The 18,103-nt window shown below is 70.3% G+C and carries 19 protein-coding genes; 6 read left to right on the forward strand and 13 right to left on the reverse strand.

The features are described from left to right. Nucleotides 1-312 precede the first annotated feature (312 nt). Genes J5Y09_RS08695 through J5Y09_RS08720 form a run of 6 tightly spaced genes read right to left on the reverse strand, consistent with a single transcriptional unit; the run spans nt 313 to nt 5,703 of the window. Complete coding sequence (locus J5Y09_RS08695; RefSeq protein WP_209351366.1) at nt 313-1,464, reverse strand: Gfo/Idh/MocA family protein; 1,152 nt, start codon at nt 1,462-1,464, stop codon at nt 313-315. Between the two features lie 19 nt (nt 1,465-1,483). Then, nucleotides 1,484-2,137 (reverse strand): cysteine hydrolase family protein, encoded by a 654-nt coding sequence (locus J5Y09_RS08700; RefSeq protein WP_209351367.1) that lies wholly within the window; start codon nt 2,135-2,137, stop codon nt 1,484-1,486. Continuing rightward, nucleotides 2,137-2,970, reverse strand: a complete 834-nt coding sequence (locus J5Y09_RS08705) for an ABC transporter ATP-binding protein (RefSeq protein ID WP_209351368.1) — start codon at nt 2,968-2,970, stop codon at nt 2,137-2,139. The genes J5Y09_RS08700 and J5Y09_RS08705 overlap by 1 nt, the downstream gene beginning before the upstream one ends. Nucleotides 2,971-2,972: 2 nt before the next feature. Continuing rightward, nucleotides 2,973-4,013: an ABC transporter substrate-binding protein gene (locus tag J5Y09_RS08710; protein ID WP_209351369.1), complete on the reverse strand. Its 1,041-nt coding sequence runs from the start codon at nt 4,011-4,013 to the stop codon at nt 2,973-2,975. A 20-nt stretch (nt 4,014-4,033) separates the two neighbouring features. Next, nucleotides 4,034-4,828, reverse strand: a complete 795-nt coding sequence (locus J5Y09_RS24300) for an ABC transporter permease (RefSeq protein ID WP_209351370.1) — start codon at nt 4,826-4,828, stop codon at nt 4,034-4,036. Further along, on the reverse strand, nt 4,825-5,703 hold the full coding sequence (locus J5Y09_RS08720) for an amidohydrolase family protein (RefSeq protein ID WP_209351371.1): 879 nt from the start codon (nt 5,701-5,703) through the stop codon (nt 4,825-4,827). The genes J5Y09_RS24300 and J5Y09_RS08720 overlap by 4 nt, the downstream gene beginning before the upstream one ends. 157 nt (nt 5,704-5,860) lie before the next feature. On the opposite strand from J5Y09_RS08720, the gene J5Y09_RS08725 reads away from it, so the two are divergent. The 4 genes from J5Y09_RS08725 to J5Y09_RS08740 are packed head-to-tail and all read left to right on the forward strand — an operon-like array spanning nt 5,861 to nt 9,832. Continuing rightward, nucleotides 5,861-6,637, forward strand: coding sequence for an SDR family NAD(P)-dependent oxidoreductase (locus J5Y09_RS08725; RefSeq protein WP_342451440.1), 777 nt, complete (start codon nt 5,861-5,863; stop codon nt 6,635-6,637). Next, nucleotides 6,630-7,379, forward strand: a complete 750-nt coding sequence (locus J5Y09_RS08730) for an SDR family NAD(P)-dependent oxidoreductase (protein WP_245216972.1) — start codon at nt 6,630-6,632, stop codon at nt 7,377-7,379. The genes J5Y09_RS08725 and J5Y09_RS08730 overlap by 8 nt, the downstream gene beginning before the upstream one ends. 17 nt (nt 7,380-7,396) lie before the next feature. Beyond that, on the forward strand, nt 7,397-8,215 hold the full coding sequence (locus J5Y09_RS08735) for a polysaccharide deacetylase family protein (protein ID WP_209351373.1): 819 nt from the start codon (nt 7,397-7,399) through the stop codon (nt 8,213-8,215). A 21-nt stretch (nt 8,216-8,236) separates the two neighbouring features. Next, the gene (locus tag J5Y09_RS08740) at nt 8,237-9,832 is read left to right on the forward strand and encodes an ABC transporter substrate-binding protein (protein ID WP_209351374.1); all 1,596 of its coding nucleotides are present in this window, start codon (nt 8,237-8,239) and stop codon (nt 9,830-9,832) included. 330 nt (nt 9,833-10,162) lie between these two features. On the opposite strand, the gene J5Y09_RS08745 is transcribed toward J5Y09_RS08740, so the two are convergent. Together J5Y09_RS08745 and J5Y09_RS08750 are read right to left on the reverse strand one after the other, a co-directional pair. After that, nucleotides 10,163-10,549, reverse strand: coding sequence for a carboxymuconolactone decarboxylase family protein (locus tag J5Y09_RS08745; protein WP_209351375.1), 387 nt, complete (start codon nt 10,547-10,549; stop codon nt 10,163-10,165). Nucleotides 10,550-10,637: 88 nt separating this feature from the next. After that, nucleotides 10,638-11,666, reverse strand: a complete 1,029-nt coding sequence (locus tag J5Y09_RS08750; protein ID WP_209351376.1) for a TRAP transporter substrate-binding protein — start codon at nt 11,664-11,666, stop codon at nt 10,638-10,640. 77 nt (nt 11,667-11,743) lie between these two features. Here J5Y09_RS08750 and J5Y09_RS08755 point away from each other — a divergent pair, with 77 nt between their 5' ends. Both J5Y09_RS08755 and J5Y09_RS08760 read left to right on the forward strand, forming a co-directional pair. Further along, on the forward strand, nt 11,744-12,784 hold the full coding sequence (locus J5Y09_RS08755; protein WP_209351377.1) for a uroporphyrinogen decarboxylase family protein: 1,041 nt from the start codon (nt 11,744-11,746) through the stop codon (nt 12,782-12,784). Further along, nucleotides 12,784-13,641: an amidohydrolase family protein gene (locus J5Y09_RS08760; protein ID WP_209351378.1), complete on the forward strand. Its 858-nt coding sequence runs from the start codon at nt 12,784-12,786 to the stop codon at nt 13,639-13,641. The genes J5Y09_RS08755 and J5Y09_RS08760 overlap by 1 nt, the downstream gene beginning before the upstream one ends. Here J5Y09_RS08760 and J5Y09_RS08765 read toward each other — a convergent pair whose 3' ends face one another. The 5 genes from J5Y09_RS08765 to J5Y09_RS08785 form a co-directional block, all read right to left on the reverse strand. Next, nucleotides 13,642-14,922 carry a TRAP transporter large permease gene (locus tag J5Y09_RS08765; protein WP_209351379.1) on the reverse strand — a complete coding sequence of 427 codons (1,281 nt, stop codon included), beginning with the start codon at nt 14,920-14,922 and terminating at the stop codon, nt 13,642-13,644. Beyond that, nucleotides 14,919-15,395, reverse strand: coding sequence for a TRAP transporter small permease (locus tag J5Y09_RS08770; protein WP_209351380.1), 477 nt, complete (start codon nt 15,393-15,395; stop codon nt 14,919-14,921). Before J5Y09_RS08770 ends, J5Y09_RS08765 begins: the two co-directional genes overlap by 4 nt. Beyond that, nucleotides 15,392-16,387, reverse strand: a complete 996-nt coding sequence (locus J5Y09_RS08775) for a TRAP transporter substrate-binding protein (protein ID WP_209351381.1) — start codon at nt 16,385-16,387, stop codon at nt 15,392-15,394. Before J5Y09_RS08775 ends, J5Y09_RS08770 begins: the two co-directional genes overlap by 4 nt. An 81-nt stretch (nt 16,388-16,468) precedes the next feature. Continuing rightward, nucleotides 16,469-17,191, reverse strand: coding sequence for a maleate cis-trans isomerase family protein (locus J5Y09_RS08780; protein ID WP_209351382.1), 723 nt, complete (start codon nt 17,189-17,191; stop codon nt 16,469-16,471). Beyond that, nucleotides 17,188-18,081, reverse strand: coding sequence for an ABC transporter substrate-binding protein (locus tag J5Y09_RS08785; RefSeq protein ID WP_209351383.1), 894 nt, complete (start codon nt 18,079-18,081; stop codon nt 17,188-17,190). Before J5Y09_RS08785 ends, J5Y09_RS08780 begins: the two co-directional genes overlap by 4 nt. Between the last annotated feature and the right edge of the window lie 22 nt (nt 18,082-18,103).

An 18,103-nucleotide genomic window follows, 5' to 3' on the forward strand; every position in this document is an offset into this window, starting at 1 on the left:
CAGCGGCGCCATCCGCTCCCACGCCGTGTCGCTCAGCACCAAACGATCCAAGACGCCCAAGGCCAGCTCCCCAAAGGCAGCCTTGAATCACGTCACGCCGCCTTCGGGAATCCCAAGAGTCCATACGACCTAAGGCAGCCGCCTGACCGCAGCCCAGCTCCACGGGCCTACTCCAGCCAGAGAGCCGCTCGCGAGCCGCCCGAATGCCACGCCGCATCGTCTCGGCGCTGCCTGTTGGACCAACAAGGCGAGAGAGACAGCGGGCAGGGCGCATGTCATTCGCGCGGGCGATATCCGGTCCGACCGGGCGCATCATCCGCCAAGATCGGGAAGGTCGATCCACCGGCGCTCGCGGTGGCTGGCATGGCACGCCTCGATCAGCTGCAGGCCCTTCGCGGCCTCGATCAGGCTGGCGCGGTTCGGGCCGTCTTCCGCGACATGGCGCAGGAAGGCTTCCCAGGCCATGCGATAGGAGTTCTTCAGCGGCAGCAGGTCCGGCACCGGCGCCCACTGCGCGTAGAGATCCTGGGCCGCCGGTACGTCCACGTTCCACACCGGCTTCGGCGTGGTCGAAAGCGGCTGCACGACGCAGCGATGCAGCCCCGCCACCGCGCTGCCCAGCGTGCCTTCGGCGGTGATGGTGAGGAGGTCGTCGCGCCGCACGCGGTTCGCCCAGGAGGCGTTGATCTCGGCCACCACGCCGTCCTCGAGCTCGAGCAGCGCGCGCGCCTCGTCCTCGACGTCCACCGTATAGGGCCTGCCGCGCTCGTCGCGCCGGTGCGGCTGCGCCGTGCGGATGTGGCAGGTGACCGAGGTCGGGCGTCCGAACAACCCTTCCATGATGTAGCGCCAGTGCGGAAACATATCGAGCACGAGCCCGCCGCCATCGGCCAGGCGGTAGTTCCAGGATGAGCGCTGCGCCGGCACCTGCTCGCCGTCGAAGACCCACCAGCCGAAATCGATGCGCACCGAGAGCAGGCGACCGAAGAAGCCCTGGTCCTTCAGCAGCCTCAGCTTGGCGAGACCGGGCAGGAACAGCTTGTCCTGGACCACGGCGTGCTTGACGCCCGCGGCCTCGGCGGCGCGCCGGAGGTCGAGCACCTCCTCGAGCGTGGGCGCGACCGGCTTCTCCAGGTAGATGTGCTTGCCCGCCGCGATCGCGCGGCGCGCGAGGGCGGGGCGCGTGGCCGTGTAGGCGCTGTCGAAGAAGATCTCGTCCTGCGGGTCGGCGAGCGCGGCGTCCAGGTCGGTCGTCCAGCGCTCGATGCCCGTCGTCGCCGCCAGCGCCTGGAGCTTCTCGACGTTGCGCCCGACCAGGATGGGATCGGGCATCAGCCGGTCGCCGTTCGACAGCGGCAACCCGCCCTCCCGGCGGATCGCCAGGATGGAGTTCACCAGATGCTGGTTGGTCCCGATCCGGCCGGTGACCCCGTGCATGACGATGCCGATGCGGCGGTGGGCCATGGAATTCCTCTCCCTGAAGTCAGCGCGCGCAGGCGGCGATGATGTCGTCCGATGGCACGAGCCAGCCGAGCGCTGCCTCGATGAGCGTCAATGCCGCGCTGTGGTAGCCGGGCCCGTTCATGCTGGCGCAGGCATCGGGCACCAGGATGACGCGGAGGTCGCGGTTGAAGGCCTCGAAGCAGGTGCACAGGACGCAGTTGTTCGTGTTGACGCCGCCGATGACCAGCGTGTCGACATCGAGGTTCTTCAGCAGCAGCTCGAGGTCCGTGTTGTGGAAGGGGCTGTAGCGGTGCTTGAACACGGTGTGCTCGCCCGGCCGCGGCGCGAGCTGGGGCACCACCTCCGTCACCGGCGAACCTTCCACGGCGAGCGTCTTGCGCGGCTTCGACAAGCCGGGGATCGGGTTGGCGTGCTGCGCCATCCAGAAGGGGTTGCGGTTGTCGATCACCTCCCCGGTCGCCGGGTTCCAGCGGTGGTGGGTGCGCACGAAGATCACCGGGCGGCCCGCGGCGGCCCAGGCGTCGCGAAGCTTCACCGCCGTCGCGATGATGCGGTCGGCATCTTCCTTCGCCACCAGCAGATGGCCGATGGAATGGTCGAGGTGGCTGCGGTTCATGTCGACCAGCAGCAGGGCCGCGCGGTCGAGCAGCGCGGGGGTCAGGTCAGGTCGCATCAGGCGGCGAGCATCCGGTAGAGATCGCGGTTCAGCGCCGCGACGAGGTGGGCGAATTCGTCGGTCAGGCGCATCTCCGGCGTGCGCGGGCGGGGCAGCGGGACCTGCAGGATGCGCGCGATCCGTCCCGGCCGCGGCGTCATCAGCACCACGGCGTCCGAGAGGAAGACCGCCTCGGCGAGGGAATGGGTCACAAACAGCACCGTCTTGCCGAACTGCGACCAGATGCGCATCAGCTCGATCCCCATGCGGTCGCGGGTGATCTCGTCCAGCGCCGCGAAGGGTTCGTCCATCAGCAGCACCGTCGGGTCGAGTGCCAGCGCGCGCGCCAGCGCCGCGCGCGACTGCATGCCGCCCGAAAGCTGCGAAGGATACTTGCGCCCGAAGCCATCGAGCCCGACGAGCCGCAGCAGCGCGGGCACGTCCGGCGCGGCCGCGGCGACACCGCGATCCGCGACCAGGCGGTGCAGCAGGCGGACATTGTCCTCGATGCGCAGCCACGGCATCAGGTTGGGCTGCTGGAACACCATCCCGATGCGGCCCTGGCGGCGCAGGTCGGAGGCCGGGACGCCGCCGATGGAAATGCCGCCCGCGCTGGGCTGCAGGAGGTCGGCGACGCATTTCAGCAGCGTCGACTTGCCGCAGCCCGACGGGCCGACCAGGGAGACGAAGGCGCCCTCCGGCACGCGCAGCGCGATGTCCGACAGCGCCGTGACCGGCTCCGCGCCCTGCGGTCCGTAGGTGACGCCGACGCCCTCGACCGAGATGAAGGCGGGCGTGTGCTCCGCCCCCGGAGGGCCGGCGAAGCCGGATGCGGGGGCGGTGGCGTCCATGGTCAGGATGCGGGGCGGCCGTGAACCAGGGCGGAGAGCTGCTTCGCTTCCTCGATCCGGTCCACGAACTGGTGTGTGTAGAGCTCGCGCGCCGTCGGCTTGCGCTGCAGGTCGCCGCCTTCGGCAAGGTACTCCACCGAGGACGCCCACTTCGCTTCGTCGAAGCGGCCGAAGCGTTCGGCGAAGTCGGGGCTGCGGTACATCTCGTAGATGATGCGCAGCTTGCGCACCTCGAGCGCATGGGACCGGTCCGGCGCCACCTCTACGACGTAGTTCATCGCCGTGTCCATGTTCGCATGCGTCCAGATCAGCGACTTCATCGTCGCGCGGACGAAGCGCTCCGTCAGGTCGCCGCGGCCGGCCTCGCGCTCGTTCGCAACGATGGAGGTGCCGCAGAACTTCACGCCGAAATCCTTGAGCGCCATGACGTTGCAGGGGAAGCCGCGTTCTTCCAGCGTCAGCGGCTGGCCGTAGGAGAAGCCGAAGCCGGCATCCGCCTGGCCGGCGGCGACCATCTGCACCTCGGCGCCGCGGCTCACCGTCAGGAAGGTGATGTCGTTGCGCGTCAGCCCGCCCGATTGCAGCAGCGGGTCGAGCAGCCCCTTCACCTGGCTCTGGAACCAGGTGATCCGCTTGCCGCGCAGGTGCTCGGGCCGGGAGATGTTCGTCGTCCGCAGCGCGAAGACGGAAAAGGGCGTGTCCGGCTGGTCGGCCATCACGGCCACCACCGGCAGGCCCGCGGCGCGCGACTTGATGTAGCCGTCCGCATTCGCCACCAGGAACTGCTCGCGCCCCGCGGCGATGAAGACCTCGTTCTGCTGGCCCGCGGCGGCCGGGCGGATCTCGAGGTTGATGCCCTCGGCGCGATAGATGTTCTGGCGCAGCCCCGCATAGTACTGCGCGTGCATGCCCCATGGCGTGAAGTTCAGCCGCAGGATCGCATCCTGCAGGCGACCCTGCGCGCGGGCGGGGCGCAGCCCCTCCGGCACCGCGGCGGCCAGGGCGCCCAGCGCCACGAAGGTCCGTCGTCCAAGCGTCGCCATGCTTCGTCTCCCTGTGGTTGTCAGGCCTGGGCGCGCGTCGCGCCATCTTCCGCGCGCTGCCAGGACAGCGCACGCTCCATGGCACCCATCGCTCCGAAGAAGCTCATGCCGATCACCGCGAGCAGGATGATCGCGGCGAAGGACCTCGCCGTGTTGAAGTTGAAGCTGCCCGAGAGAACGAGGTAGCCGATGCCGTCCGTCGCCGCGAGCCATTCGGCGACGATGGCGCCGAGCACCGCCAGCGTCGTCGCGATGCGCAGCCCGGCGAAGATGTAGGGCACCGCATAGGGCAGCCGCAGCCGGAAGAAGGTCTGCCGGCTCGTCGCATCCACGCTGGCGAAGACATCGAGCAGCCCGCGGTCGACCTGCTTGAAGCCGGCCATGGTGTTGATCACCACCGGGAAGAACGCGATCGAGGCCACCACCAGGACCTTCGAGCCCGCTCCCGCGCCGACCCACAGCAGGATCAGCGGCGCGATCGCGATCTTCGGCACCGACTGGCTCGCGACGAAGAGCGGCATGATCATGCGCTCGACCAGCGGCCAGCGGATCATCGCCATGCTCGCCGCCAGCGCGAAGGTCACCGCCGCGGCATAGCCGGCGAGGATGCCCCACACGGTCTGCACCGCATGGCCGAAGATCAGGCGCCAGTCCTTGATGAATTCCGCCGCCACGTCGCTCGGTGCCGGCAGCAGGAAACGCGGGATGTCGAACCCCCGTACGCCGGCCTCCCACAGCACCAGCAGCGCGGCGAGCGTCAGCGCCGCCGCCCCCGGCCCGGCGGCCCAGCGGAGGAGCGGCGCCGCCGGGTTCACGTCGCAAGCCCCGCCGCGGCCAGCAGCGCCGCCGGATCCTGCAGGCTCATGTCGAAGGGGCTGTCCGTGCCGAACAGGATGCGATCCGGGCCGACCATGCGCGCGAGGAAGGCCAGGGGCTCCGGCTCGAACACCACCGTGTCGTAGAGGAAGCGCCGCGCGGCGAGCGAAGGTCGCTCCGGCGCGCGGCCATGCTCCGCCGCCTCCCAGGCGCGGTCCATGCGGCCGAGCAGGAAGGGCAGCGCGCCGCCGCCATGCGCCAGCATCAGGCGCAGCGCGGGATGCCGCTGGAGGGTGCCGTCCTCGATCAGCCGCGCGGCGGCGACCGCGGTCTCGAACGGATTGCCGAGCGGGTTGCCGAGCCGCCTATCGTCGAGGCGCGCGCGGTCGCGCACCTGCCAGGGATGCAGCATCACGAGCCCGCCGCCCTCGGCGAGCGCGGCCCAGAGCTCGTCGGGGATGGCCTTGTCGAGGTCCGTGCCGGCGACATGGCTGCCGATCGCGATGTCGCGGATGCCATGGCGATCGGCGCAGCGGCGCAGTTCCGCCAGCGCGGCGGCAGGGTCGCCGAGCGGCAGCACCGCCATCGCGGACAGCCGCGTTCCCGCGACCAGCCCGGCCAGCCAGTCGTTCAGCCCGGCGATCCGCGCCGCCTGCTCGGCAGGGGGCAGCTCGTACAGGTAGAGGATCGGCGGCACCGAGACGATGCGCCGCTCGATACCCTGCGCATCCATCTGCGCGTGATGGCCGGCGACGTCGAACAGCAGTGCCGGCGGGTCCTTGGGGAAGGGCATGAAGCGCCGCGCCATCGCTTCCGCCAGCGCGTCGCGAGGCGCGACATGCCCGTGATGATCGACGAGGGCACCCAGCTTCATTTTTCCACCCATGGGGCGATGCTAGCGGTGCGACGACGACCGTCAATGTGCACCGCGCGCGGTTTGACACCCGCGGGGGGCGTGCATAGCGTTCCTTGGCGGTTCGGCGTGCAGACATTCGCGCACATGCCCGATCCGCGCGCTTCGGCGACAGGAGGTGGCTCTGACGACCACCGCAGATGCGGCCCGGTTCGGCGGGCGCGTGGGCCTCGTGACCGGCGCGGGGTCGGGCCTCGGTCGCGACGTGGCGCTGCGCCTCGCGCGGGAAGGCGCGAGGCTCGTGCTGCTGGATCGGAACGCCGAGGCGCTGGCCGCCGTCGCCCGGGACTGCCCGGGCGCTGAGTCCGTTGTCGGCGACGTCGCGGTCGCGGCGGATGTTGCCCGCGCGGCCGCCGCGCTCGATAGGCTCGGCCCCGCGCGGCTGCTGGTGACCGCCGCCGGCATCCTGGGCCCCACCGTTCCGCTGCCGGAGGTGAGCGAGGCCGAATGGGACCGGCTGTTCGCCATCAACGTGAAGGGCACCTGGCTGGCGCTGAAGCACGTGGTGCCGCGCATGGAAGCGGCGGGCGGCGGGGCGATCGTCACCTTCGCCTCCGGCGCCGGGCTCGTCGGCAATCCGGTCTTCCCCGCCTATTCCGCCAGCAAGGGCGCGGTGGTGATGATGACGCGCAGCCTGGTGGCGGGCCACACGGCGAAGGGCATCCGGGCGAACATCGTCTGCCCCGGCCCGATCGAGACGCCGATGCTGCGCGACAGTTTTGCGCAGGCCGGCGATGGCGCGGCGGCGCGTGAGGACTACACCCGCGCCCGCAACCCGATGGGCCGCTTCGGGACCCCTGCGGAGGTGGCCGAGACGGTGCTGTTCCTGCTGAGCGACGCCGCGTCCTACGTGAATGGCGTTGCGATGCCGGTCGATGGAGGACGGCTTGCCTGACCTCGCGGAGCGCGCGGCGATCGTCACCGGCGCCGCGCGTGGCATCGGGGAAGCGGTGGCCGCGCGGATGCTGCGCGACGGCGCCCGCGTCCTGCTCGCGGATCGCGATGAGGAGGTGCTGCGGACGGCGGCCCGCCTGGGTGGCGAGGCGCTGGTTCTGGACGTCGCCGGGCCCGGCGCGGGGACAAGGCTGGCGCGGGCCGCGCTCGACGCCTTCGGTCGCATCGACATCCTGGTCAACAATGCCGGCATCGGCGGATCGAAGCCGCTGGCGGAATCCGATGACTCGCTGATCGCGCGCTTCATCGAGGTGAACCTGTCCGCCGTCCTGCGCGTGACGCGGGATATCCTGCCGCATCTGGCGCGGCCGGGCGGACGCATCGTCAATGTCAGCTCGGTCTTCGGCATCGCCGGGCATCCCGGCACGACGGCCTATGCGGTCGCCAAGGGCGGCATCGCGCAGTTCACACGCCAGCTCGCGGGCGAGGTCGCGCCGGACGGCATCACGGTGAACGCCGTAGCACCCGGCGTGATCGAGACGGCGATGACGGAAGGCCACCTGCGCAACGCCTATTATCGCCGCGCCGTGCTGGACCCGACGCCGCTGCGCCGCGCCGGAAGGCCGGAGGAGGTCGCGGCCGTCGTCGCTTTCCTCGCCTCGGAGGATGCTTCCTACGTCGCGGGCCAGGTGATCGCGGTGGATGGCGGCTGGCTCGCGGCGCGACACCCCCCGCGCGAATGACGCAAGGAGAACCGGGCATGGACATGAGCGTGAAGTGGCCGAACGGCGCCCGCATCGCGGTGACGCTGACCTTCGACTTCGACGCGGAGACGCTGTGGCTGTCCCGCGACCCCGCCAACGCGCAGCGCCCGGGCACGCTCAGCCAGGGGACCTACGGCGCGCGGGTGGGCGTGCCCAAGATCCTCGAGACGCTGCACGACGCCGGCGTGCCCGCTACCTTCTTCATCCCCGGCTGGACGGTGGAGAACCACGCCGACCGCGCGGAGATGGTCCTGAAGGCCGGGCACGAGATCGGCCATCACAGCCACACGCATGCCTGGATCGACCCCGCCTTCCCGGAGCAGGAGGTCGAGGAGATGGAACGCGGCCTCGCCGCCCTGAAGCGCGTGCTCGGCGTGGTGCCGAAGGGCTATCGGTCGCCCGCGGGGGAGACGAGCGACAACACCGTCCGCCTGCTGGCGAAGCATGGCTTCCTCTACGACAGCTCGATGATGGCGGACATCAACCCCTATCGCATCGCCGGACCGGACGGCGCCTCCATCATCGAACTGCCCTGGCACTGGAGCCTGGACGACGCGCCCTTCCTGCTGTTCTCGATCAAGACGCCGCGGCCGATCTTCACGAACAGCCACATCCGAGAGGTGTGGCAGGACGAGTTCCGCGAGATCCATCGCTGGGGCGGGTACTACAACCTCGTGATGCATCCCCAGTTCTCCGGCCGCCCGAGCCGCATCGCGCTGCTGCGCGAGATGATCGCCTTCATGCGCGGCTTCGAGGGCGTCTGGTTCGCCACCTGCAGCCAGGTCGCCGAGGCCTGGGCATCCACGCAGTCCTGAACCCCCGATAGGAGAAGGCAGATGATGTTCACGCGCAGACAGGGTCTCGCCGCCGCGGGTGTCTCGCTGGCGATGCCACGCCTGGCCATCGCGCAGGGGCGCGAGCGCCCCTTCCGCTTCGTGGTGAATGTCGGGTTGCAGAACCTCGACCCGATCTCCGGCCCGTCCTTCGTGACGCGCAACTTCGCCTACCTGGTCTTCGACACGCTGGTGTCGATGGACGGCCAGGGGCGCTACCGGCCGCAGATGCTGCAGGGGTGGGAGGTGAGCGCGGACAAGCTCACCTGGACATTCCGCCTGCGCCCTGGCCTCGCCTTCCACGACGGGTCGCCGGTGACGTCGGAGGATGCGGTCGCCTCGCTGCGCCGCTGGGGTGCGCGGGATTCCATCGGCCGGCGGCTGCTGGCGGCCACGGCGGACCTCAGTACGGCCGGCACGGACAGCTTCGTGCTGAAGCTGTCGCGCCCCTATGGCGGCGTGATCGAGGCGCTGGGCAAGCCATCGGTCCACGTTCCCTTCATCATGCCCGCCCGCATCGCCTCCGCCACACCGCCGACGCAGCAGGTGCGCGAGATCATGGGCTCGGGCCCCTTCGTCTTCCTGCGCGAGGAGTGGGTGCCGGGCGAGCGCACCTTCTTCCGTCGGAACGAACGCTACGTGCCGCGCGACGAGCCGGCCGACGGGCTCGCCGGCGGCAAGGTCGCGAAGGTCGAACGCGTCGAGATGATCACCATGCCCGACATCGCGCTGCGTGCGACGTCGCTCCAGCAGGGCGAGGTGGACTACCTGGAATACGCGCCGATCGACAACCTGCCGCGCATGCGGACCAACCGGAACATCGTCATCTCCCAGGCCAGCGGCCAGGCGGAGATGATGTACGCCGTCAGCATCAACCACCACCAACCGCCCTTCGACAACGTGCTGGTGCGGCGTGCGCTCCAGCAATGCCTCGACCGGGCGGAGATCCTGGCTGGCGCAGGCTTCGCGGAGGTGGGGCGGCCGGATTGCGCGGCGATGTTCATGTGCGGCACCGCGCTCGGCAGCGACCGCGGCAGCGAGGCGATCGCGCGACCCAGCATCGACCGCGCCAAGGAATTGCTGCGCGAGGCCGGCTACAACAACGAGCGCGTCGTGCTGATGCATCCGGTCGATTCCGCGCTGCTCAATCCCTTCGGCCTGATGCTGATCGACCGGATGCGCCGCGCCGGGTTCAATCTCGACATCCAGGCCTCGGACTGGTCGTCGATCGCGCAGCGCTGGGTGCAGCGCCAGCCGCTCGACCGCGGTGGCTGGTCGGTGGTGCCCGTCGTCTACACCGGCTTCGACATGGCGGATCCGCTGTCGAATCTCGGCGTCGGCTTCAACTGCACCGGCAACCAGCCCTGGGGATATTGCGAGGCGTCGATGACGCCCTTGATCGAGCGCTTCGAGGCGGAGAGCGATCCGGCGCGGCGCCGCGAGCTGGCGGCGGAACTCAACCGCGTGGCGATCGACCGCGCGACCTTCCCGATTGCCGGGCAGTTCCGTGCGCCCGCGGCGTGGCGTGCGGAGCTGCGGGGCGTGATCGATTTCGGCTTCCCGATCATCTGGAACATCGAGCGCGGCGGGCGAGGTTAGCGGAGCGCGGCAGGCGGGCGTCGGTCGATCGGACAGCCGGCGCCCCCCAGGCCGGTCACCAGTCTTCACCACGTCTAGGGCGTGACCGCTCGATGGATCCGCACATCATCGGGTCTGCGCGCCGCGGGATGGACTTCGTCCCGCTGCGGCGCGCGCGGTGGGCGTGGCCCCCGCGATTCGAAGGGGCCGGATGTAGGGACGCCTCACAATTCGACTCGCCGACGACAAGGACGACGATCGCGCGGCCGTCCACCTTGGTGGTGCGAAATGCGTTCACCCCACAGCCGGCCTGCGCGCGACCGGGGTATCGGGCCCCGACCACGCATGCGCTCAGCGCGCCGCGAACTCCGGCTCCTCGAACACTTCCTTCGCGACCTTGAAGGCTTCGCCCGCCGCCGGCACGCCGCAATAGATGCAGGCCTGGAGGAAGATCTCCTGGATTTCCTGCCGCGTCACGCCGTTGGTCAGCGCGCCGCGCACATGGATCTTCAACTCGTTCGGCTTGCCGAGCGCGACCAGCATGCCGAGATTGACCATGCTCCGCGCCTTCCGGTCGAGCCCCGGTCGACCCCAGACCTCCCCCCAGCAGTAGCGCAGCGCGAGTTCCTGGAAGGGCAGGTCGAATTCGGTCGCGTTCGTCATCGCGGCATCGTGCCGCGCCTGTCCGATCACCTCGGCGCGCAGTCGCTTGCCGGTCTCAAGGAGGTCGTCGCTCATCCTGGATGCATCCTTCGCCTGGCCCTGGGGGCGCCCCGGGATGCGGGGCGCCCGCCCTTCTAGCAGGGCGCGACCTGCGCGCCGCGCCTCAGCGCGGCAGCGCCGCGCGATAGGCGTCCAGCACCTGCTGGCCCTCGGGGCCCGCGCGCTGCACCCATTCCTGGGTCTGCCGGGCACCGACCTCCCGCAGCTGCGCCATGAAGGCGGCGGAGGGCTCGCGCACCTGCATGCCGCGGCTGCGCAGCCGTTCCACCATCTCGCCTTCCGCGGCACGGGCGAATTCGAGCCCGCGCGTCGCCGCCCGGCCGGCGGCCTCGGTCAGCGCGGTCCGCGTCGCCTCGTCCAGCGCGCGGAAGGCGCGGGCGTTAACCAGCACGAGGTTGCGCGCGCGCATGCCGCCCACATCGGTGAAGTAGCGGGCATAGTCCCAGGCGCTGGTATCCACGCCGGTCTGCGCGGAGGTGAACATCGCCGCGATCACGCCCGTGGCGAAGGCCTGCGGAATCTCGGCCACCTGCACGGTCACCGGCACGGCGCCGAGCAGTTCCGCCATGCGCTGCGTCAGCACGTTGTAGGTTCGGAAGCGCAGGCCGCGCAGATCCTCCGCCGTGCGGACCTCGGCGCGCGTGTAGAAGGCCTGGCTCGGCCAGGGCACCATGTAGAGCGGCAGCACGCCCTGCCGGTCCAGCCTTGCGCGGATGAAGGGTTGCGAGACGCGGTCGAGCGCGGCCGTCGCCTCCCAGGTGTCGGCGAGGAAGGGCACGCTGTCGAGCTCGAAGAACGGATCCTCGTTGCCGTGCACGGACAGCAGCACCTCGCCCAGCTGGATCTGCCCGGTCTGCACGCCGCGCTTGATGTTGGGCATGGTCAGCAGCGAGGCCGCGGGATGCAGCTGGATCTGCAGCCGCCCGGATGTCGCCTGCTGCACGTCCTCGATGAAGGCGCGGATATTGCGCGTATGGAAGTTGCCCTCGGCATACGCCGTCGCCATGGTCCAGCGGGTCTGGGCCTCGGCCGTGCCGAAGCCGATGGCCAGCATGGCGGCGGCCAGCGCCGTCCTTCGCAGCATCATGGAATCCTCCCTGGCGATCTCGCTGTCGCGCCGCCAGCATCGCATGGCGGTGCCTCCTGGCAAGGCGGGGTCCCTGGCCATGCCGGCGGCACGCGGCTAGCCTCGCACCTGGAGGAAACGCCATGACTCAGAAGCTGCTGCCGACATCGCTCGTCGGCTCCTATCCCCAGCCCGAGTGGCTGATCGACCGGAAGCGGCTCGCCGGGCGCTTTCCGCCGCGCGTGCGGGCGCGCGAATTGTGGCGTGTGGCGCCGGACGCGCTCGAACAGGCGCAGGAGGATGCGACGCTGCTCGCCATCCGCGCGCAGGAGAAGGCGGGGCTCGACATCATCACCGACGGGGAGATGCGGCGGGAATCCTATTCCAACCGCTTCGCCACGGCGCTCGATGGCGTCGACATCGACAATCCCGGCATGGCGCTCGACCGCAGTGGGCATCCGAACCCGGTGCCGCGCGTGGTGGGCCGCATCAGCCGCCGCCACGCTGTCGAGACGCAGGACGTCGCCTTCCTGCGCGCCAACACCGACCGGATGATCAAGATCACGGTGCCCGGCCCCTTCACCATGGCGCAGCAGGCGCAGAACGACTTCTACGCGGATGAGGCGGAGATGGCGATGGACTACGCCGTCGCGGTGAACGCGGAGATCCGCGACCTGTTCGCCGCCGGCGCCGACATCGTCCAGATCGACGAGCCCTACATGCAGGCACGGCCCGAGAAGGCGCGGCAATACGGCCTCGCCGCCGTGAACCGGGCGCTCGAGGGCATCACCGGAACCACGGCGCTGCACATCTGCTTCGGCTACGCCGCCATCATCCATGCGCGGCCGACCGGCTATTCCTTCCTGCCCGAACTCTGCAACTGCCGCGTCCGGCAGATCTCGATCGAGACGGCGCAGTCCAACCTCGATACCTCCGTGCTGAAACAGCTGCCGGACCAGACGATCATCCTCGGCGTGATCGACCTCGCCGACATGAAGGTCGAGAGCGCGGAGACGGTCGCGGCGCGCATCCGGCGCGCGCTGCCGCATGTCGACCCGGCGCGCGTCATCGTCGCACCCGATTGCGGCATGAAGTACCTGCCGCGCGAGGTCGCGGACGGAAAGATGCGCGCCATGGTCGAAGGTGCCGCGATCGTGCGGCGCGAACTGGCGGGGGCCGCGTGATGAAACCCTGCCTTCCCCCGCTCGACGTCGTCCCGAACCCGTCCTGGAAGGCGCCGCCGCTGTCCTGCGACTGCCATTTCCACATCTTCGGGCCCTATGACCGCTTCCCGCTCGACGCTGGGCGGCACTACGACCCGCAGGCGGCGTTGATCCCGGCCTATCTCCGCATGGCCGAAGCCCTTGGCATCGGGCGGATGGTGATCGTGCAGCCATCGGTCTACGGCACGGACAATTCCTGCTCGCTCGATGCCGCGGCGCGGTTCGGGCTGGATCGGGCCCGCGTCGTCGCGGTGGTGGACGACAGCTTCGACGAGGCGGCGCTGCGCGACCTGCACGCGAAGGGCACGCGCGGCGTGCGCTTCAACGCCGTGTCGGGCAACGGCACGCCGCTCGACCAGCTGGAGGCGCTGGCGCGCCGCATCGCGCCGCTCGGCTGGCATCTGCAATTGTATGCGGAAGGACACCAGTTGCCGGACCTGGCGCCACGGCTCGCCGCCCTGCCGGTGCCGGTGGTGGTGGACCACATGGGCGGCGTGCGCACGGCCGACGGCGTGAACGATGCCGGCTTCCAGGCGCTGCTGCGCATCCTGGACAGCGGGCGCGCCTGGGTGAAGCTGTGCGGCTACCGCATCTCCTCCTCCGGCCCGCCCTTCCGCGATGTGGCGCCCTTCGCGCGCGCGCTGCTCGATGCCGCGCCTGATCGCTGTGTGTGGGGGACGGACTGGCCGCACCCGTCGCTGTCCGCCTGGATGCCGGAGGACGGTGCGCTGCTCGACCTGCTCGGCGAATGGGCCCCGTCGGCGGCCGAGCGCCGGCGCGTGCTGGTCGACAACCCCGCCGCGCTCTACGGCTTCTGATCAGCGCGCGGCAGGCTGGAACATCAGCGCGAAGCCGGGGATGTAGGTGGTGAGGAACAGCACCACCAGCATCCAGGCGATCTGCGGCCAGATCGCCCGGCTGATGCGCGCGAGCGACAGCCCGCTGATTGCCATGCCGATGAACAGGCAGTAGCCGATCGGCGGCGCCGCCATGCCGATCGACACGTTCGTCACGATGATGGCGCCGAAATGGATCGGGTCCACGCCGAAGCGGTTGGCGATGGCGATCAGCATGGGGCCGAGGATCACCATGATGGCGATCTCGTCCATCACGGCGGCCAGCAGGAAGAAGGCGATGTTGAGCGCGGCGAGGGCGAGCCACTTCTCGCTGACCGTCGAGGCGAGCCAGCCGGCGAACTGCGTCGCGATCTGCTCCTGCGCCACCAGGATGCCGAAGCCCGTCGAGACCGCGATGATGGCGGTGACGATCGCGCTGGTGCGCATGGCGTTGACGAAGATGCCGGGCAGCGCGCGCAGCGTCAGCTGGCGTTCGATCAGCAGCCCCACCAGCAGCGCATAGACGCAGGAGATCGCTGCCGCCTCCGTCGGCGTGAAGATGCCGCCGTAGATGCCGCCCAGCACGACGAGCGGGGAGGCGAGCGCCCAGCGCCCGCGCGCGAAGGCCGCCCCGGCTTCGCGCAGCGTCGCGCGTGGCAGCATCGGCACGTCGTTGCGCTTCGCATGCCCCCAGCAGATGACGAGCAGCCCTGCGGCGAGCACGAGGCCGGGCACGATGCCGGACAGGAACAGCCGCCCGATCGACTGTTCGGCCACGATCCCCCAGATGACGAAGGCGATCGAGGGCGGGATCAGCGGCCCGAGCACGCCGGCGCTCACCGCGATCGAGGCCGCGAAGCCTTTATCGTAGCCCGCCTTCGCCATCGCCGGGATCATGATGGCGCCGATCGCCGCCGTGGTCGCCGGCGCCGAGCCCGAGATGGCCGAGAAGATCAGCGCCGCCAGCACCGTCACCATCGCAAGCCCGCCGCGCAGGTGCCGCACCAGCGTGGAAGCGAAATCGACCAGGCGCTGCGACAGCCCGCCTGCCGACATCAATTCCCCCGCCAGCATGAACAGCGGGATGGCGAGCAGGCTGAACTGCTGCGACCCGCTGACGACCGATTGCGCGAGGAAGGCCGGCTCGATGTCCGCCGCGATCAGCGCTCCGGTGATGGCGAGCGCGATGGCGATGGCGAAGGGAACGCCGAGGACCACCAGCAGGCCGAAGCCCGCGGTGAGGAACCAGCCGATCTCGCTCATGCCGGCACGCCGCCGGGCCGGAGGGCGCGTTCCAGGCCGAACAGCGCCATCAGCGCCCCGCAGATGATCGCGAGCGCATTGAGGATCTCGGTCGGATAACCCATGGCGGCCGAGACGGATCCGCCCGTGATGTCGAGGAAGCGCCACCCCGACCAGGCCAGGAAGGCGCCGAGCGCGGCCGTCACGGCATCCAGCGCGCGCTCGGCGACGATCCGCCCGCCGCGAGGCAGCCGGTCCGGCAGCAGCGTCAGGCGCACATGGAAGCCCTCATGCACGCCGAGGGCGAGGCCGCCGAGCACGCTCCAGGAGAACAGCAGCACCGCCATCTCCTCGCTCCAGGAGGAGGCCGAGCCGACGACGTAGCGCATCACCACCTGGTAGGCGATGCAGCCCACCATGCCGGCGGCCGTCAGCGCGATGGACAGCCGCGTCGCCGCCGCTGCGGCCTGCGCGGCGGCGGCGAGCGTCCTCACTGCACCGCGGCGAGCGCGTCGCGCACGATGTCGGCGCCGATCTGGCCGCGGAAGCTCTCGTACATGGGCAGCACGCCGCGGCGGAAGGCGGCCTTGTCCGGCACCTCATTGATCTGCATGCCCTGCCGGCGGAGGCTTTCGAGGAATCCGGTATTGGCCGCGGCGTTCGCCGTGCGCTGCGCGCGCGTCGCCTCGGCGGCAGCTTCCTGCACCGGGCCGCGCAGGTCGGCGGGCAGGCGGTCGAAGGTGCGCTTGGCCATCAGCAGGCCGATCATCGAATAGATGTGGCCGGTCAGCGACAGGTACTTCGTCACCTCGAAATACTTGTTCTGGTCGATGATGCCGAGCGGGATCTCGAGCCCATCCACAGCGCCCTGCTGCACGGCGGTGAAGGTCTCGCCCCAGGCCATCGGCACCGCGTTGCCGCCGAGGCTGCGGAACATCTCGATGTAGATCGGGCTCTGCAGCACGCGAAACTTGATGCCGCGCAGGTCTTCCGGCCGCACGATGGGCCGGACATTGTTGATCATGTGGCGGAAGCCGCCCTCCATGTAGCCAAGCGGCACGACGCCGCGCGCCTCGAGCCGTTGGCGCAGCGCCGCGCCGACCTGGCCGTCGAGCACGCGATGGCCCTGCTCCTCGCTGGAGAACAGGAAGGGCATGTCGTTGACCTGGAAAGCGGGTTCGACCTGCGCGATCACCGCGTTGGTGATGACACCCATATCCACCGTGCCGAGCCGCATCCCGTCCAGCATCGGCCGCTCGTCGCCCAGCGCGCGATTGGGGAAGAGCTGCACGTCGACGCGTTCGCCGACGCGCCGTTCCAGACCCTGCTTGAACAGTCGCGCGCCGCTGGCATAGGGGTCCTGCGCGCCGTCGCCGCTGGTCCAGCCGATGCGCAGCACGGTGCGGCCCTGCCCGTGCAGCAGGGCGGGCGCGGATGCGATGGCGAAAGCTGCGGCGCCGAGGGCGCGGCGGGTGAGCTTCGGCATGGACTGTCTCCTCCGGTTGCCCGATGCGTGCCGGGCCGTTGCGCGCGATGATAGGGGAGCGGCGCGCCGCGGCAAGGCGGCTCAGCCCATCGCCATGAGGCGGCCGAAGCCGGGCACGGCATCGGCGATGCCGCAGCGCCGCAGCGCATGCCAGGCCATCACTTGGTTGCTGGTGATAACCGGCAGGCCGAGTTCGGCCTCGAGCGCCGCGATCAGCGGCGCGGACCGGATCGCGGTGCAGGAGACGAAGCAGGCCTCGGCGCCGCCCGTCGCGGCATCGCGGACGGCGGTGGCGATGCGCTCCGGCGGGATCAGCGCCATCTCGGCATTCGTGTTCACGCCCATCATGGCGCCGCCGACCGTCTCGATGCCGTGCGCGGCCAGGAAGGCGACCTCCCGCTCATGCACCGGCGCGATGTAGGGCGTGACGAGCAGCACGCGGCGCGCGCGCAGCGCGGCCAACGCGGCGAGGATCGCCTCCGCCGTGCCGGTCGCAGGCAGGCCGGTCGCCGCCCCGATGCGGGCCGTGATGCCCCCGGCCATCTCCGGCGCGAAGGTCGAGACGGCGGTGCAGTGGAAGGCGATCAGCGCCGGCCGCGCATCGGCCAGCAGCCGTGCCGCCGCCTCCAGCCCATCGATCATGCGAAGGAGCTCGGGCTCCGAACTGCCCCGCAGCTCGAGCCGCGTGACATGCGCCGCGACGCCCGGCGGCATCATGGCGTGCAGTTCCGCCTCGCAGACCTGGTTGCCCGACGGCACCATCAGCCCGATGCGGGCCCGGTCGCCATAGTCGATGGCGGTCACAGCGAGGCCCGCGCCTCGGCCAGCCAGCTGCGGTCGATGTAGTCCTCTGCGCGGGTCCGTGCGCGGCTCGGCAGGTCGCGGATCAGCGCGCTGGTCTCGATCAGGTTCTGCACGCCGGCGGCGCTTGCTTCCCCGTCGCGGGGGAAGATCTCCGCCTGCACGTACTCCTCCCAGGCGCGGTCGGCGTAGCGGGGCTCGATGCCGCTTTCCTTCACCGCGACCTCGCGCGTCAGGTCGCGGTCGGTGAAGAAACGTTCATGCGCGCGGAGGAAACCGCGCAGGAAGCGCAGCACAAGGTCCCGGTGCGAGGCGGCCCAGCCGGCATCGACGTCGAGGCTGGTGAACTGGAAGTCCTGCCGCGGTTCGGCCAGCGAGACGAAGCCCTGGTCGAGCGCGATGTGGTTCAGCGGCGCGCCCTGCAGCCCGGCATCGATCCCGCCGGAGCGCAGCAGCTCCCACCGCGCGAGGATCGGCCCGCAGGGGATGATCTCGTAGTCGTCGGGATGGTGCAGCCCGTGCGCGGCGAGCATCTTCATCACCAGGGAGGAAGACCCGGCGCGCAGCGAGGAGACGCCGATCCGCTTGCCGCGCAACCCCTCGATGCCCTCGATCCCCGGTCGTGCGACCAGCGAGAAGGGCAGCCGGTTCACGTTGCCGCCGATGATGACCTGCCGGCCACCGGTCTCGGCATCGAGGATGACGTGCTCCGTCACGCCATAGGCGAGCTGCGCCCGTCCGTCCCGGACGCGGTCGTTCACCTCCTCGATCCCCTCGATATGGTCGATCGTGAGGTCGATTCCCTCGGCCGCGAACAGGCCCGCATGCAGGCCGAGCCAGGCGGGCATGTTGAAATAGTTCCGCGAGACGACGGCGAGCGTCAGCTTGTCCATGGCGTTCCTCCGCCCGGCACCC

This window comes from Roseomonas nitratireducens (assembly GCF_017813355.1).
GTDB lineage: Bacteria > Pseudomonadota > Alphaproteobacteria > Acetobacterales > Acetobacteraceae > Neoroseomonas > Neoroseomonas nitratireducens.

Coding starts and splice junctions, on each gene's coding strand:
- J5Y09_RS08695 (WP_209351366.1), bottom strand. CDS start 1,464: ATGGCCCACCGCCGCATCGGCATCGTCATGCACGGGGTCACCGGCCGG.
- J5Y09_RS08700 (WP_209351367.1), bottom strand. CDS start 2,137: ATGCGACCTGACCTGACCCCCGCGCTGCTCGACCGCGCGGCCCTGCTG.
- J5Y09_RS08705 (WP_209351368.1), bottom strand. CDS start 2,970: ATGGACGCCACCGCCCCCGCATCCGGCTTCGCCGGCCCTCCGGGGGCG.
- J5Y09_RS08710 (WP_209351369.1), bottom strand. CDS start 4,013: ATGGCGACGCTTGGACGACGGACCTTCGTGGCGCTGGGCGCCCTGGCC.
- J5Y09_RS08720 (WP_209351371.1), bottom strand. CDS start 5,703: ATGAAGCTGGGTGCCCTCGTCGATCATCACGGGCATGTCGCGCCTCGC.
- J5Y09_RS08735 (WP_209351373.1), top strand. CDS start 7,397: ATGGACATGAGCGTGAAGTGGCCGAACGGCGCCCGCATCGCGGTGACG.
- J5Y09_RS08740 (WP_209351374.1), top strand. CDS start 8,237: ATGATGTTCACGCGCAGACAGGGTCTCGCCGCCGCGGGTGTCTCGCTG.
- J5Y09_RS08745 (WP_209351375.1), bottom strand. CDS start 10,549: ATGAGCGACGACCTCCTTGAGACCGGCAAGCGACTGCGCGCCGAGGTG.
- J5Y09_RS08750 (WP_209351376.1), bottom strand. CDS start 11,666: ATGCGATGCTGGCGGCGCGACAGCGAGATCGCCAGGGAGGATTCCATG.
- J5Y09_RS08755 (WP_209351377.1), top strand. CDS start 11,744: ATGACTCAGAAGCTGCTGCCGACATCGCTCGTCGGCTCCTATCCCCAG.
- J5Y09_RS08760 (WP_209351378.1), top strand. CDS start 12,784: ATGAAACCCTGCCTTCCCCCGCTCGACGTCGTCCCGAACCCGTCCTGG.
- J5Y09_RS08765 (WP_209351379.1), bottom strand. CDS start 14,922: ATGAGCGAGATCGGCTGGTTCCTCACCGCGGGCTTCGGCCTGCTGGTG.
- J5Y09_RS08775 (WP_209351381.1), bottom strand. CDS start 16,387: ATGCCGAAGCTCACCCGCCGCGCCCTCGGCGCCGCAGCTTTCGCCATC.
- J5Y09_RS08785 (WP_209351383.1), bottom strand. CDS start 18,081: ATGGACAAGCTGACGCTCGCCGTCGTCTCGCGGAACTATTTCAACATG.